The following is a 14,974-nucleotide window of genomic DNA, read 5'->3' as shown; positions in this document are numbered from 1 at the left end:
ACCCGGCGACCACAGAATGCAGAGGACACCATGAAACAAGGGATTCATCCCGCCTACGCCGAGACCACCGTGGTCTGCGGTTGTGGCAACTCCTTCAGCACTCGCAGCACCAAGGACGGCGGCCACATCGTGGTCGAGGTCTGCTCGCAGTGCCACCCGTTCTACACCGGTAAGCAGAAGATCCTCGACAGCGGCGGTCGCGTCGCCCGCTTCGAGAAGCGCTACGGAAAGCGCAAGACTGCGGACACTGCCGACAACTAGCTGCGTTACCGACGCCCGCTCTGCTGCCATGCGCGCAGGCCGGGCGTCGGTTTGCGTTTGGGACCAGCTGAGCAGAGAGGGAAGCAGGCATGACGAACACGTCAGTCGAGGCCGTGCTGACCGAACACGCTGACCTCGAACGTCAGATGTCCGATCCCGCGCTGCACGCCGATGCGGGTAATGCGCGCCGGGTCGGGCGACGGTTCGCCCAGCTGGCCCCGATCGTCACGACGTATCGCAGGCTGGAAGCCGCGCGCGGAGATCTGGAGGCCGCCCGCGAGCTGGCCGCCGAGGATGCGTCGTTCGCCGCCGAGGTGCCCGAGCTGGAAGCCAAGGTCGCCGAGCTCGACACGCATCTGACCGATCTGCTGGCGCCGCGCGACCCGCATGACGCCGACGACATCGTTCTCGAGGTGAAATCCGGTGAGGGCGGCGAAGAGTCGGCGCTGTTCGCCGCCGACCTCGCTCGGATGTACATCAGATACGCCGAGCGCCACGGCTGGACCGTCACCATGCTCGACGAAACGTGGTCGGATCTCGGCGGCTACAAGGACGCCACGCTGTCGATCCGCAGCAAGGGCGACTCGGCCGACGGCGTGTGGTCGCGGATGAAGTTCGAGGGCGGGGTACACCGCGTCCAGCGGGTTCCGGTCACCGAATCCCAGGGCCGGGTGCACACATCGGCGGCGGGCGTTCTGGTCTATCCCGAGCCGGAAGACGTCGAGCAGGTTCAGATCGACGAATCCGATCTGCGGATCGACGTCTACCGAAGCTCGGGCAAGGGCGGCCAGGGCGTCAACACCACGGACTCGGCCGTGCGCATCACCCACCTGCCCACCGGCATCGTCGTCACCTGCCAGAACGAGCGCAGCCAGCTGCAGAACAAGGCCCGCGCGATGGTGGTGCTGGCCGCGCGCCTGCAGGCCCTGGCCGAGGAGCAGGCATCTGCTGACGCCTCTGCCGACCGGGCCAGCCAGATCCGCACCGTCGACCGCAGCGAGCGGATCCGCACGTACAACTTCCCGGAGAACCGGATCGCCGATCACCGGATCAACTTCAAGGCGCACAATCTCGACCAGGTACTCGACGGTGACCTCGACCCGCTGCTGGACGCACTGGCCGAGGCGGACAAGCAGTCCCGGCTGCAACAGGCATGATGCGCCTGCGGCAGGCCATCGATGTGGCCACCGCCGCCCTCGCCGAGGCGGGTATCGACTCGGCCCGCACGGACGCCGAGCTGCTGGCCGCCCACCTCGCCGGCGTCACCCGCGGCAGGCTGGCCACCGTCGACGAACCCGATGCCGACTTCTTCGCCCGCTACGACGAGGTGATCGAAGCCCGCTGCAGCCGGATCCCGTTGCAGCACATCACCGGCTCGGCGGCGTTCGGCTCGGTGGAGCTGCACGTCGGGCCGGGGGTCTTCATCCCGCGCCCGGAGACCGAGGCCCTGCTGGAATGGGCACTGGCGAGGCGATTACCCGACCAGCCGATCATCATCGACCTGTGCACCGGATCGGGTGCGCTGGCCATCGCGCTTGCGGCGCACTGGCCACGGGCCCGGGTGATCGCGGTCGACGACGACGCGACGGCGCTGGACTACGCGCGGCGCAACGCGGAATCGACGACGGTCGAATTGATGAAGGCCGACGTCACCGTCCCCGGTCTGCTCACAGATCTGACCGGTAGCGTCGACCTCGTGGTGTCGAACCCGCCGTACATTCCTGCCGGGGCACAGCTGGATCCCGAAGTGGCCGACCACGACCCGGCGCACGCCTTGTTCGGTGGCGCCGACGGAATGGCCGTCATCGCGCCGATCGCGCGCCTTGCCGGTGGCTGGCTCAAGCCGGGCGGGTGGTTCGCCGTCGAACACGACGACACCACATCGGACCAAACCGTCGAAACCATCAGCAGCACAGAGCTTTTCACCGCAATCACCCCGCATCGCGATCTTGCCGACCGCCCGCGGTTCGTGACGGCCTGCCGGGACCGACCCGACGAGCCCGACGAGAAGGAGCCAGTGTGACCCAGGTGTTCGACTGCGCCGACCCCAGTCGGCGCGCCGAGGCCATCGCTGCGGCCGCCGCCGCGGTCAAGAGCGGGCGGCTGGTCGTCATGCCCACTGACACCGTGTACGGCATCGGCGCCGACGCTTTCGACAGTGAGGCCGTCGCCGCACTGCTGGCGGCCAAGGGGCGCGGGCGCGATATGCCGGTCGGCGTGCTCGTCGGTTCGTGGCACACGATCGAGGGCCTGGTGTATTCGGTGCCGCACAGTGCTCGCGAGCTGATCCGCGCCTTCTGGCCCGGCGCGCTGAGCCTGGTCGTTGCGCAGGCGCCCTCGCTGCAATGGGATCTCGGTGACGCGCGGGGGACCGTCATGCTGCGGATGCCGCTGCACCCGGTGGCGATCGAACTGCTGCGTGAGACCGGCCCGATGGCGGTGTCCAGCGCGAATCTCTCTGGGCGTCCGGCGGCGACGACATCGGAGGAGGCGCAGCGTCAGCTGGCCGATCTGGTGACTGTGTATCTGGACGCCGGGCCGTCCCAGGAGCAGGCCGCATCGACCATCGTCGACCTGACCGGTCCTACCCCGCGGGTGCTGCGCGAGGGCCCGATCAGCGCCGCGGCCATCGCCGAGGTGCTCGGTACCGACGTCGCGTCACTGACGGCCTGATGCCTGATCTTGATCTCCTAGCCAGCACGCTCGCCGACCGCGGCGCCGGTGTTCCGTTGCGCGAGTTGGCCCTCGTCGGCCTGACCGCCGCGATCATCACCTACTTCGCCACCGGCTGGGTGCGGGTGCTGGCCACCCGGTTAGGCGCGGTGGCCTATCCGCGCGAGCGCGACGTGCACATCAAGCCGACCCCACGGATGGGCGGGCTGGCGATGTACGTCGGTGTGGTCACCGCCGTCTTCCTGGCCTCGCAGCTGCCGGCGCTGGCCCGCGGCTTCATCTACTCGTCGGGCATGCCCGCGGTCGTCGTCGCCGGGGGCCTGATCATGGGCATCGGGCTGATCGACGACCGCTGGGGTCTGGACGCGCTGACCAAGTTCGCCGGACAGATCACAGCGGCCAGCGTGCTGGTCACGATGGGTGTCGCGTGGAGCGTGCTGTACATCCCGATCGGCGGGGTCGGCACCATCGTGCTGGATCAGGTGTCGTCGATCCTGCTGACCCTGGCGCTGACGGTGTCGATCGTCAACGCGATGAACTTCGTCGACGGCCTCGACGGCCTGGCTGCGGGTCTGGGACTGATCACCGCGCTGGCCATCTGCATCTTCTCGGTCGGCCTGCTGCGGGACCACGGCGGCGACGTGCTGTTCTACCCGCCGGCGGTGATATCGGTGGTGCTGGCCGGCGCCTGTCTGGGTTTCCTGCCGCACAACTTCTACCGCGCCAAGATCTTCATGGGCGATTCCGGGTCGATGCTCGTCGGCCTCATGCTGGCCGCCGCGTCGACCACGGCGGCGGGGCCGATCTCGCAGAGCGCCTACGGCGCGCGCGACGTCTTCGCCCTGCTCTCGCCGTTCCTGCTGGTAGTAGCGGTGATGCTGGTGCCGGCCCTGGACACGCTGCTCGCCATCGTGCGGCGCACCCGCGCCGGCCGCAGCCCGCTGAGCCCGGACAAGATGCATCTGCACCACCGGCTGCTGCAGATCGGGCACTCGCATCGCCGCGCCGTGCTGCTGATTTATCTGTGGGTGGGCATCATCGCGTTCGGCGCGGCCGCCACGATCTTCTTCGACCCGCGCTACACCGGAGCGGTCATGCTGGCTGCGATCGGGGTCGCCATCGTGGTCACTTTGATCCCGCTGTTGCGTCGTCGCGACGACGATTACGAGGGACTTTACGACAGTAAGTAGTAGACGTGTTTTCTGCCGTCTACCATGTGGTACGTTACTGGCAGAACCCGAAGAAACCTCGCGGGTTGCCGGCCCGGCCCATCGGAGTCACGCCCGATCGGCGCCGATTTACGACCGACAAAGGGAGCTGCCCCTTGGGTGATTCCAGCGCGCCTGTCGCCCTCCGATACGCTCGGCGGACCAGCACGCAGAAATCGCTCGACCGGCTCTCGAGAACGCAAGATTGAGGTGAACCTGTGACGACGCCAGCGCAAGATGCGCCGTTGGTGTTTCCGTCCGTTGCCTTCCGGCCCGTGCGGCTGCTTGCGATCTGTGCTGCGCTCACGGCGTTGGCCATCATTGCGGCCGCAGCGGCCGGGCCTTACCTCATGTTCGGCGTCTTCTTCGGCATCGGCCTGGCACTGGGACTGCTCAATGCGGTGCTCGTGCAGCGGTCGGTGGAGTCGATCACCGCTGGCGATCACCCGCTGAAGCGCAAGATGGCGCTGAACTCCGCGACCCGGCTGCTGGTGATCTCGGTGATCGGGCTGGCGATTGCGATCTTGTTCCGCCCGCTCGGACTGGGCGTTCTTTTCGGCTTGGCGTTGTTCCAAGTTCTGCTGGTTTTGAGCACGGCGTTGCCGGTGTGGAAGAAGATGCGCACCGGAGACGACGTCGACCTGACTGCAACCCCCGGGGCTGCTGGCTCCGCAGACGAAGCACCGAAGGATTGAACACACGATGAGTGAACGGATCCTCGCCGAGGCCGCCATCGAGGTCGGCCACCACGAGACAGCCCACTGGTTGGGGCTGACGGTCAACGTCGACACCGTCTTGGCGACGGCGATCGCCGGTGCCATCGTGATCGCGCTGGCCTTCGTGCTGCGGGCCAAGGTCACCTCGACCGGCGTGCCCAGCGGTATCCAGCTGTTCTGGGAGACCCTGACCACCCAGATGCGCGGCCAGATCGAAGCCGCGATCGGCATGAAGGTCGCGCCGTTCGTGCTGCCGCTGGCGGTCGCACTGTTCATCTTCATCCTGATCTCGAACTGGATCTCGGTTCTGCCGGTCCAGTACCAGAACGCCGAAGGCGCCACGCACGAGCTGCTGAAGCCCCCGGCCGCCGACATCAACTTCGTGCTGGCGCTCGCGCTGTTCGTGTTCCTCTGCTACCACGCGGCCGGTATCTGGCGGCGCGGTCTGCTCGGCCATCCGGTGAAACTGCTCAAGGGCCATGTCGCGTTCCTCGCCCCGATCAACCTCGTCGAGGAAATCGCCAAGCCGATCTCGCTGTCGCTCCGACTTTTCGGCAACATCTTCGCCGGCGGCATCATGGTCGCGCTGATTGCGATGTTCCCCTGGTACATCCAGTGGGCGCCCAACGCGATCTGGAAGACGTTCGACTTGTTCGTCGGCTTGATCCAGGCGTTCATCTTCGCGCTGTTGACAATTCTCTACTTCAGCCAGTCCATGGAACTGGATGAGGAGCATCACTAAAAGACGTGTTCGACCCCGAACGACCCGTACCCCTGGTAGGAGTCCTACCAGCTATCAAGGAGGATAAGGAATGGCAGACCCCCAAATCGTCATGGGCGCCCTGATCGGCGGCGGGCTGATCCTGGGCGGCGGCGCCATCGGCGCCGGTATCGGTGACGGCATCGCCGGTAACGCGCTGATCTCCGGCATCGCCCGGCAGCCTGAGGCCCAGGGCCGCCTGTTCACCCCGTTCTTCATCACCGTTGGTCTGGTGGAGGCGGCGTACTTCATCAACCTGGCGTTCATGGCCCTGTTCGTGTTCGCCACGCCTGGCGCTTCCTAGTACGCATGGGGGAGCACAGCGTCACCCTGTTGGCGGCTGAGGAAGGCGGGGGCACCCAGAACTTCCTCATCCCCAACGGCACCTTCTTCTTCGTACTGGCCATCTTCTTGATCGTGCTGGGCGTGATCGGCAAGTTTGTCGTGCCGCCGATCCAGAAGGTGCTCGGTGAGCGCGAGAAGATGGTCGCCAAGACCACCGAGGACAACCGCAAGGCCAACGAGTTCGAGGCCGCTGCCGACTCCGACTATCGCAAGGAGATGGCCGCGGCCCGCACCGAGGCATCGGGCATTCGTGACGAGGCCAGGGCCGAGGGTCGCAAGATCCTCGACGAGCACAAAGGCCGCGCCAGCGAGGAAGCGACGGCAACCTTGCAGCAGGCTGCCGATCAGCTCAAGCAGCAGAGCGATTCCATCGCCGCAGACCTGAGGTCGTCGGTGGACACGCTCTCTGCGACGCTGGCCAGCCGGGTCCTGGGTGTCAGCCTCACTAGCACCGCCTCCAGCGAGTCGGCGACAACGGCGCCGGGACGGTAGGACATGTCAACCTTCATCGGACAGCTCATCGGCTTTCTGGTCATTGTGGCGATCATCTGGCGGTACGTGGTGCCGCCGCTGAAAAGCATGATGGCCAACCAGAAGGACGCGGTGCGCACGCAGCTCGACGACAGCGCCAAGGCCACCAAGCGCCTTGCTGACGCCGACAAGCACCACGCCGCGCGGGTCGAGGAAGCCAAGGCCGAGGCCAAGCACATCGTCGAAGAGGCCCGCACCGATGCCGAGCGCATCGTGGAGCAGCTTCGTGCGCAGGCCGACGTCGAGGTGGAGCGGATCAAAGTTCAAGGTGGGCAACAGGTTCAATTGTTGCGCGCCCAGCTGATCCGCCAGCTGCGCCAGGATCTCGGCGCCGAGTCGGTACGGCGTGCGGGCGAGTTGGTGCGCTCCCACGTCGCCGACGCGCAGGCCCAGTCGGCCACCGTCGATCGCTTCCTGGACGAGCTGGATTCGATGGCGCCGGCGGCGTTCGCCCCAGAGACGGGCTCAGATCTGCGGTCGGCCAGCCGTGAGGCGCAGGCCGCGGTGGTGGCGAAGTTCGACGCGGTGTCTTCCGGGTTGTCGACCGACGACCTGTCCACCCTGTCCGATGACCTTGCCTCGGTGGCCGGGCTCCTGATCGGCGAGCCGATCTTGGCCCGCCATCTGGCCGAGTCCTCCGGTGAGACCGACGCCAAGAAACGACTGGTGCACCGGCTGCTGGACGGCAAGGTCGGAGCCAACGCCATGGATGTGCTCGAGACCGCCGTGTCAGTGCGCTGGTCTCTCACAGGGGATCTGGTCGACGTCATCGAACATGTCGCCCGGCTGGCCCTGCTGGTTCGCGCCGAGCGCGACAACCAGGCTGACGAGGTCGAGGAACAGCTCTTCCGTTTCACCCGCATTCTCGACGAGCAGCCCCAGCTGAGCTCCCTGCTCGGTGACTACACCACGCCTGCCGATGGCCGGGTAGCCTTGGTGCGCAAGCTCCTCGGTGACGGCAGCGGCGCGAACGCGACCGCGACCGCCCTGCTGGTCCAGACCATCAGCCTGGTGCGTGGCGAGCGCGCCGACGAAGCGGTGCTGGCACTGGCCCAGCTCGCCGTCGCCCGCCGCGGCGAGATCGTCGCCCACGTCAGTGCGGCCGCCGAGCTCAGCGCAGAGCAGCGCACCCGACTGGCTCAGGTGCTGACCCGGATCTACCACCACCCTGTTTCGGTGCAGCTGAACACCGATCCCTCTGTGCTGGGCGGCCTTTCGGTCGCCGTCGGCGATGAGGTGATCGACGGGACGTTGTCCTCACGGCTCGAGGCGGCCGTGACGCAACTGCCGGATTAGCCGACCGACTAGCCCTACGAACCCCAAGACCCAAAACAAAGGCAGGAAGACGAAAAGCCATGGCAGAGTTGACAATCTCGGCTGACGACATCCAGGGCGCCGTCCAGGAGTACGTCTCGAGCTTCGAGGCGGATACCGGGCGCGAGGAGATCGGCACCGTCATCGACGCCGGCGACGGCATCGCGCACGTCGAGGGTCTGCCCTCGGTGATGACGCAGGAATTGCTGGAGTTCCCGGGTGGCGTTCTCGGTGTCGCGCTGAACCTCGATGAACACAGCGTCGGCGCGGTCATCCTGGGTGAGTTCGAGAAGATCGCCGAGGGCCAGCAGGTCAAGCGCACCAACGAGGTGCTCTCGGTGCCGGTAGGCGACGCCTTCCTGGGCCGTGTCATCAACCCGCTGGGCCAGCCCATCGACGGTCAGGGTGACATCGAGGCCGAGGGTCGCCGCGAGCTCGAGCTGCAGGCCCCCTCGGTGGTGCAGCGCCAGGGCGTCGGCGAGCCGCTGCAGACCGGCATCAAGGCCATCGACGCGATGACGCCGATCGGTCGCGGCCAGCGCCAGCTGATCATCGGTGACCGCAAGACGGGCAAGACCGCCGTGTGCGTCGACACCATTCTCAACCAGCGCGAAGCTTGGGAGACCGGCGATCCCAACCAGCAGGTGCGCTGCGTGTACGTCGCGATCGGCCAGAAGGGCACCACGATCGCTTCGGTGAAGCGGGCTCTCGAAGAGGGCGGTGCGATGGAGTACACCACCATCGTCGCGGCACCGGCTTCCGACGCCGCCGGCTTCAAATGGCTTGCGCCCTACACGGGTTCGGCCATCGGCCAGCACTGGATGTACAACGGCAAGCACGTGTTGATCGTGTTCGACGACCTGTCCAAGCAGGCCGACGCCTACCGCGCGATCTCGCTGCTGCTGCGCCGTCCGCCGGGCCGCGAAGCGTTCCCCGGCGACGTTTTCTACCTGCACTCCCGTCTGCTGGAGAGGTGCGCAAAGCTCTCCGACGAGCTCGGTGGCGGTTCGATGACCGGCCTGCCGATCATCGAGACCAAGGCCAACGACATCTCGGCGTTCATTCCGACCAACGTCATCTCGATCACCGACGGTCAGTGCTTCCTGGAGTCCGATCTGTTCAACCAGGGTGTGCGCCCGGCCGTGAATGTCGGTGTCTCGGTGTCCCGCGTCGGTGGTGCCGCCCAGATCAAGGCGATGAAAGAGGTGGCGGGCTCGCTGCGTCTGGACCTCTCGCAGTACCGCGAGCTGGAGGCCTTCGCGGCCTTCGCTTCCGACCTGGATGCCGCATCGAAGGCTCAGCTGGACCGCGGTGTGCGCCTCGTCGAGCTGCTCAAGCAGCCCCAGTACAGCCCGATGGCGGTCGAGGATCAGGTCGTCGCGATCTTCCTCGGCACCCAGGGTCACCTGGATTCAGTTCCCGCCGAAGATGTTTCGCGCTTCGAATCCGAGTTCCTGGAGCATGTGAAGGCCAGCCACGCCGATATCCTCACCGGTATCAAGGAGTCCAAGAAGCTCTCCGAGGAGGCCGAGGAGAAGCTGGTGTCGGTGATCAACGACTTCAAGAAGGGCTTCGCCGCCAGCGACGGCAGCTCGGTGGTCGTCGGCGACGAGCATGCCGAAGCCTTGGACCCCGAGGACCTGGAGAAGGAATCCGTCAAGGTCCGTAAGCCGGCTCCGAAGAAGAAGTAGACAAGCAATGGCAGCCACACTTCGCGAGCTACGCGGACGGATCCGCTCCGCTTCGTCGATCAAGAAGATCACGAAGGCCCAGGAGCTGATCGCCACATCGCGGATCGCCAAGGCGCAGGCCCGGGTCGACGCGGCCCGGCCCTACGCCGCCCAGATCACCAACATGCTCACCGAGCTCGCGGGTGCCAGCGCGCTGGATCACCCGCTGCTTGTCGCGCGGGAGAACCCCAAGCGGGCCGGCGTGCTGGTGGTGTCCTCGGATCGCGGTCTGTGCGGCGGCTACAACGCAAACGTGTTGCGCCGGGCCGAAGAACTGTTCTCGCTTCTGCGTGAAGAGGGCAAGAACCCGGTGCTCTACGTCGTGGGGCGGAAAGCATTGGGCTACTACAACTTCCGCCAGCGGACGGTCGTCGAGTCGTGGACCGGCTTCTCCGAGCGCCCCAGCTATGAGGACGCCAAGGCTATCGCCGACACGCTGGTGAGCGCGTTCATGTCCGGTGTCGACGACGAGGGCGACGACCCCGGGCCCGACGGCATCCTGGGCGTCGACGAGCTGCACATCGTGTCGACGGAGTTCAAGTCGATGCTCTCTCAGCAGGCCGCGGCGCTGCGGATCGCGCCGATGGTCGTCGAGTACGTCGGTGAAGCGGAAACCGGCCCGCACACGCTGTTCTCGTTCGAGCCCAATGCCGAGGAGTTGTTCGACTCACTGCTGCCGCGCTACATCGCGACCCGCGTGTACGCGGCGCTGTTGGAGGCCGCGGCATCGGAGTCGGCATCTCGGCGTCGCGCCATGAAGTCGGCGACCGACAACGCCGACGATCTGATCAAGGCGCTCACGTTGGCGGCCAACCGCGAGCGTCAGGCGCAGATCACCCAGGAAATCAGCGAAATCGTCGGCGGCGCCAACGCGCTGGCCGACGCCAGGTAAGCCACGTAGGAATCGAAAGCGAAGAGGAAATGACTGCTACTGCAGAGAAGACCGCCGGACGCGTTGTCCGCATCACCGGCCCGGTGGTGGACGTCGAGTTCCCGCGTGGCTCGGTGCCCGAACTGTTCAACGCACTGCACGCCGACATCGCCTTCGGCGCGCTCGCCAAGACCCTGACCCTCGAAGTGGCCCAGCACCTGGGTGACAACCTGGTCCGCTGCATCTCGATGCAGCCCACCGACGGGCTGGTCCGCGGTGTCGAGGTCAGCGACACCGGCGCCTCGATCTCGGTGCCGGTCGGCGACGGCGTGAAGGGTCACGTCTTCAACGCCCTCGGCGACTGCCTCGACGAGCCCGGCTACGGCAAGGACTTCGAACACTGGTCGATCCACCGCAAGCCGCCGGCCTTCGCCGACCTCGAGCCCCGCACGGAGATGCTCGAGACCGGCCTGAAGGTCGTCGACCTGCTGACCCCGTACGTGCGCGGCGGCAAGATCGCCCTGTTCGGCGGCGCCGGCGTGGGTAAGACGGTGCTCATCCAGGAGATGATCAACCGCATCGCCCGCAACTTCGGTGGTACCTCGGTGTTCGCCGGCGTGGGGGAGCGCACCCGTGAGGGCAACGACCTCTGGGTCGAGCTCGCCGACGCCAACGTCCTCAAGGACACCGCCCTGGTGTTCGGTCAGATGGACGAGCCGCCGGGCACGCGTATGCGCGTCGCCCTGTCGGCGTTGACCATGGCGGAGTTCTTCCGTGACGAGCAGGGCCAGGACGTGCTGCTCTTCATCGACAACATCTTCCGGTTCACCCAGGCCGGTTCCGAGGTCTCCACGCTGCTCGGCCGGATGCCGTCGGCGGTGGGTTACCAGCCGACGCTGGCCGACGAGATGGGTGAGCTGCAGGAGCGCATCACCTCGACCCGTGGTCGTTCGATCACCTCGATGCAGGCCGTGTACGTGCCCGCCGACGACTACACCGACCCGGCGCCGGCCACCACGTTCGCGCACTTGGACGCCACCACCGAGCTTTCCCGCGCGGTGTTCTCCAAGGGCATCTTCCCGGCCGTGGATCCGCTGGCATCGTCCTCGACGATCCTGCACCCGAGCGTGGTCGGCGACGAGCACTACCGCGTCGCCCAGGAAGTCATCCGGATCCTGCAGCGCTACAAGGACCTTCAGGACATCATCGCGATCCTCGGTATCGACGAGCTCTCCGAAGAGGACAAGGTTCTGGTGTACCGGGCTCGCAAGATCGAGCGCTTCCTGAGCCAGAACATGATGGCCGCCGAGCAGTTCACCGGCCAGCCCGGTTCGACCGTGCCGCTCAAGGAGACCGTCGAGGCCTTCGACAAGCTGGCCAAGGGCGAGTTCGACCACCTGCCCGAGCAGGCGTTCTTCCTGATCGGTGGCCTCGATGACCTGGCGAAGAAGGCCGAGAGCCTCGGCGCCAAGCTGTGATGAGCGCTTGCGCGAAGAACCAATGGGTTGAGCGCGATTCCATATGCGAAAGGTGATGTGAGATGGCCGAATTGGACGTCGACATCGTCGCCGTCGAGCGCAAGATCTGGTCGGGTAAGGCGACGTTCGTCTTCACCCGCACCACGTCGGGCGAGATCGGCATCCTGCCTCGCCACATCCCGCTCGTCGCACAGCTGGTGGATGACGCGATGGTGCGCGTCGAGCGGGAAGGCGAGGACGATCTGCGTATCGCGGTCGACGGCGGCTATCTGTCGGTGACCGAGGAGAGCGTCACGATCCTCGCCGAGTCCGCGGAGTTCGAGTCCGAGATCGATGCGGAGTCGGCCAAATCCGATGCGGCGTCCGACGATCCGGAGACCGCTGCCCGGGGTAGGGCGCGCCTGCGCGCCCTAGGCCAGCTCGACTAGCCGGCCCAGCGACTGATGAGCGCGCCGATGATCTTCATGGTCGCGCTGGTCAGTGTGCTGTTGCTGGCCGTTGCTGCCCTCAGCTATCGATTGTGGAAGCTGCGGCAGGGCGGCACGGCCGCGATCCTGCGGGACATCCCGGCGGTCGGGGGTCATGGTTGGCGGCACGGTGTCATCCGCTACCGCGGCGACGAGGCCAGGTACTACCGGTTGTCGAGTCTGCGGTGGTGGCCGGATCGCCGGCTGAGCAGGCGCGGCCTGGAGGTCATTTCCCGGCGGGCCCCGCGCGGTGACGAGTTCGACATCATGACCGATGCGATCGTCGTGCTCGAGTTGCACGACACCACCGTCGACCGGTGGCGCGGATACGAGGTGGCGCTGGACCGCGGAGCGCTGACGGCGTTCCTGTCCTGGGTCGAGTCCAGTCCGTCGCCGCGGGCGCGCCGCCGCACGGCGTGACTATTTGTTCTCGGGCCCTTGGGCTTTCGCACCGCCGGGCTGCCACAGCACGTCACCGTCGGGATTGGCCACCCGCGACAGGATGAACAACAGGTCCGAGAGCCGGTTGAGGTAGCGGGCGGGCAGCGCACTGACGGTGTCCGGATTGGTCTTCACCGCGACCCATGCCGAGCGCTCGGCGCGCCGGGTCACGGTGCGCGCGACATGCAGCAGCGCCGACAGGGCAGTGCCCCCGGGCAGGATGAACGAGTTCAGGGCCGGCAGCGCGTCGTTGTAGTGGTCGCACCACGCCTCGAGCCGCTCGATATACGGCGGGGTGATGCGCAGCGGCGGGTATTCGGGGTTCTCGGCCACCGGGGTGGACAGGTCGGCGCCCGCGTCGAACAGGTCGTTTTGGATCTGGAGCAGGACCTTGCGCAGGTCGTCGCCGGGCGCACCCAGGGCGACAGCCACACCGATCGCCGCGTTGGCCTCGTCGCAGTCGGCGTAGGCGATCAGACGGGGATCGTTCTTCTCGACCCGTGAGAAATCACTCAGTCCCGAGGTGCCGTCGTCGCCGGTACGGGTATATATGCGGGTCAGATGCACTGCCATGGGTCAAACCGTACCGGCCGAGTGCGCGGGTACACGGTGCTGGCTCCACTAAACTCTTCCCCGTGGGCGAGCGTTTCGTAGTGACCGGCGGTAACCGGTTGTCTGGCGAAGTGGCCGTCGGGGGCGCCAAGAACAGCGTTCTGAAGCTGATGGCCGCCAGTCTGCTGGCCGAGGGCACCACGACCATCACCAACTGCCCGGACATTCTCGATGTGCCGCTGATGGCCGAGGTCTTGCGTGGCCTCGGAGCCAATGTGGAACTCGACGGTCCGACCGTGCGGATCACGTCGCCCGATGAGCCCAAATACGAAGCCGATTTCGCCGCCGTGCGCCAGTTCCGGGCGTCGGTGTGCGTGCTCGGACCGCTGGTCGGCCGATGCAAGCGCGCGCGTGTCGCGCTTCCCGGTGGTGACGCGATCGGTTCGCGACCGTTGGACATGCACCAGGCAGGCCTGCGCCAGCTCGGCGCCGACTGCAACATCGAGCACGGGTGTGTGGTCGCGACCGCCGAGAAACTGCAGGGCGCCGAGATCCAGCTGGAGTTCCCGTCGGTGGGCGCGACGGAGAACATCCTGATGGCCGCCGTCCTCGCCGACGGTGTCACCACCATCCACAACGCAGCGCGCGAGCCCGACGTCGTCGACCTCTGCGAGATGCTCAATCAGATGGGCGCCCAGATCGAGGGTGCCGGAACACCGACGCTGACGATCACCGGCGTCCCGCGACTGCATCCGACCGAGCACCGGGTGATCGGGGACCGCATCGTCGCCGCGACGTGGGGGATTGCCGCCGCGATGACCCGCGGTGACATCTCGGTCACCGGCGTCGACCCGGCTCATCTGCAGCTGGTGTTGCACAAGCTGCACGACGCAGGCGCCACCGTCACCCAGCACGACAACGGGTTCCGGGTGGTCCAGTACGAGCGCCCGAAGGCAGGCAATGTCGCGACGCTGCCGTTCCCCGGTTTTCCGACCGACCTGCAACCGATGGCGATCGCGCTGGCGTCAGTTGCCGACGGGACGTCGATGATCACCGAGAACGTCTTCGAGGCGAGGTTCCGGTTCGTCGAGGAGATGATCCGCCTGGGCGCCGACGCCAGGACCGACGGCCACCACGCGGTGGTGCGGGGCCTGCCGCAGCTGTCCAGTGCGCCGGTGTGGTGCTCAGACATCCGCGCCGGTGCCGGTTTGGTGCTCGCCGGACTGGTCGCCGACGGCGAAACCGAAGTTCACGACGTGTTTCACATCGACCGCGGCTACCCGCTGTTCGTCGAGAACCTGGCCCGACTTGGAGCTGAGATAGAACGCGTGTAATGTAGGCGGTCGGCCAAGCCGCGCCGGACCCGGAAACGGGAGGGCAGCGGCAGTTGACGCCGCCAAAGACTTGTAGTAAGTTGGCAGGGTTGCCTGCTGGCGGGTGTCAGCCGGGTGTGTTGTTTGAGAACTCAATAGTGTGTTTGGTGGTTTTTGTTTGTTGTTGTTTTTTGCCGCATTCTGGTACCCCCGTGCTGGGGTGTGGTGTTTGTGATGCCAGTTTTGGTGTCTTTGTTTGGTTTCAGGCTTGTTCTGATTCGAATTCTGCCTGCGCCTGTTGGTGTGGGGGTTTT

Annotated in this window: 17 protein-coding genes; 16 read left to right on the top strand and 1 reads right to left on the bottom strand. The window is 66.4% G+C overall.

All coding sequences use genetic code 11. The annotated features are described in order from the left end of the window. Positions 1-30 precede the first annotated feature (30 nt). From rpmE to HPC46_RS29690, 15 genes are all read left to right on the top strand, one after another. Entirely contained in the window at positions 31-261 is a 231-nt protein-coding gene (gene rpmE, locus HPC46_RS29760; RefSeq protein WP_179475717.1) for a 50S ribosomal protein L31, read from the top strand. Between the two features lie 89 nt (positions 262-350). After that, positions 351-1,418 carry a peptide chain release factor 1 gene (gene prfA / locus HPC46_RS29755; protein WP_179475716.1) on the top strand — a complete coding sequence of 356 codons (1,068 nt, stop codon included), beginning with the start codon at positions 351-353 and terminating at the stop codon, positions 1,416-1,418. After that, on the top strand, positions 1,415-2,284 hold the full coding sequence (prmC, locus tag HPC46_RS29750) for a peptide chain release factor N(5)-glutamine methyltransferase (protein WP_179475715.1): 870 nt from the start codon (positions 1,415-1,417) through the stop codon (positions 2,282-2,284). Before prfA ends, prmC begins: the two co-directional genes overlap by 4 nt. Beyond that, positions 2,281-2,934, top strand: coding sequence for an L-threonylcarbamoyladenylate synthase (locus HPC46_RS29745; RefSeq protein ID WP_179475714.1), 654 nt, complete (start codon positions 2,281-2,283; stop codon positions 2,932-2,934). The genes prmC and HPC46_RS29745 overlap by 4 nt, the downstream gene beginning before the upstream one ends. Next, a complete protein-coding gene (locus HPC46_RS29740) occupies positions 2,934-4,124 on the top strand; it encodes a glycosyltransferase family 4 protein (protein WP_179475713.1) in 1,191 nt (396 codons plus the stop codon). The genes HPC46_RS29745 and HPC46_RS29740 overlap by 1 nt, the downstream gene beginning before the upstream one ends. Positions 4,125-4,360: 236 nt before the next feature. Then, complete coding sequence (locus HPC46_RS29735; RefSeq protein WP_179475712.1) at positions 4,361-4,837, top strand: ATP synthase subunit I; 477 nt, start codon at positions 4,361-4,363, stop codon at positions 4,835-4,837. A gap of 7 nt (positions 4,838-4,844) precedes the next feature. Continuing rightward, positions 4,845-5,600 (top strand): F0F1 ATP synthase subunit A, encoded by a 756-nt coding sequence (gene atpB, locus HPC46_RS29730; RefSeq protein ID WP_179475711.1) that lies wholly within the window; start codon positions 4,845-4,847, stop codon positions 5,598-5,600. A gap of 70 nt (positions 5,601-5,670) precedes the next feature. Further along, a complete protein-coding gene (locus HPC46_RS29725) occupies positions 5,671-5,922 on the top strand; it encodes a F0F1 ATP synthase subunit C (RefSeq protein WP_036343982.1) in 252 nt (83 codons plus the stop codon). Between the two features lie 5 nt (positions 5,923-5,927). Further along, positions 5,928-6,455, top strand: coding sequence for a F0F1 ATP synthase subunit B (locus HPC46_RS29720; RefSeq protein WP_179475710.1), 528 nt, complete (start codon positions 5,928-5,930; stop codon positions 6,453-6,455). A gap of 3 nt (positions 6,456-6,458) precedes the next feature. Beyond that, the gene (locus tag HPC46_RS29715; RefSeq protein ID WP_179475709.1) at positions 6,459-7,790 is read left to right on the top strand and encodes a F0F1 ATP synthase subunit B/delta; all 1,332 of its coding nucleotides are present in this window, start codon (positions 6,459-6,461) and stop codon (positions 7,788-7,790) included. A gap of 59 nt (positions 7,791-7,849) precedes the next feature. Then, a complete protein-coding gene (gene atpA / locus HPC46_RS29710) occupies positions 7,850-9,499 on the top strand; it encodes a F0F1 ATP synthase subunit alpha (RefSeq protein ID WP_179475708.1) in 1,650 nt (549 codons plus the stop codon). 7 nt (positions 9,500-9,506) lie between these two features. Then, entirely contained in the window at positions 9,507-10,430 is a 924-nt protein-coding gene (locus HPC46_RS29705) for a F0F1 ATP synthase subunit gamma (RefSeq protein ID WP_179475707.1), read from the top strand. A gap of 29 nt (positions 10,431-10,459) precedes the next feature. Then, on the top strand, positions 10,460-11,887 hold the full coding sequence (atpD, locus tag HPC46_RS29700; RefSeq protein WP_005148266.1) for a F0F1 ATP synthase subunit beta: 1,428 nt from the start codon (positions 10,460-10,462) through the stop codon (positions 11,885-11,887). 62 nt (positions 11,888-11,949) lie between these two features. Next, positions 11,950-12,315 carry a F0F1 ATP synthase subunit epsilon gene (locus tag HPC46_RS29695; RefSeq protein ID WP_179475706.1) on the top strand — a complete coding sequence of 122 codons (366 nt, stop codon included), beginning with the start codon at positions 11,950-11,952 and terminating at the stop codon, positions 12,313-12,315. A gap of 15 nt (positions 12,316-12,330) precedes the next feature. Continuing rightward, complete coding sequence (locus tag HPC46_RS29690) at positions 12,331-12,774, top strand: DUF2550 domain-containing protein (RefSeq protein WP_179475705.1); 444 nt, start codon at positions 12,331-12,333, stop codon at positions 12,772-12,774. Here the strand turns inward: HPC46_RS29690 and HPC46_RS29685 are convergent, their stop codons facing one another. Continuing rightward, positions 12,775-13,368 (bottom strand): cob(I)yrinic acid a,c-diamide adenosyltransferase, encoded by a 594-nt coding sequence (locus tag HPC46_RS29685; RefSeq protein ID WP_179475704.1) that lies wholly within the window; start codon positions 13,366-13,368, stop codon positions 12,775-12,777. It abuts the gene before it with no gap. A 62-nt stretch (positions 13,369-13,430) separates the two neighbouring features. On the opposite strand from HPC46_RS29685, the gene murA reads away from it, so the two are divergent. Then, positions 13,431-14,681, top strand: coding sequence for a UDP-N-acetylglucosamine 1-carboxyvinyltransferase (gene murA / locus HPC46_RS29680; protein WP_179475703.1), 1,251 nt, complete (start codon positions 13,431-13,433; stop codon positions 14,679-14,681). Positions 14,682-14,974: the final 293 nt, after the last annotated feature.

Source organism: Mycolicibacterium vinylchloridicum, from assembly GCF_013404075.1.
Taxonomy (GTDB): domain Bacteria; phylum Actinomycetota; class Actinomycetes; order Mycobacteriales; family Mycobacteriaceae; genus Mycobacterium; species Mycobacterium vinylchloridicum.
This window is presented reverse-complemented; position numbering and strand designations above follow the sequence as displayed.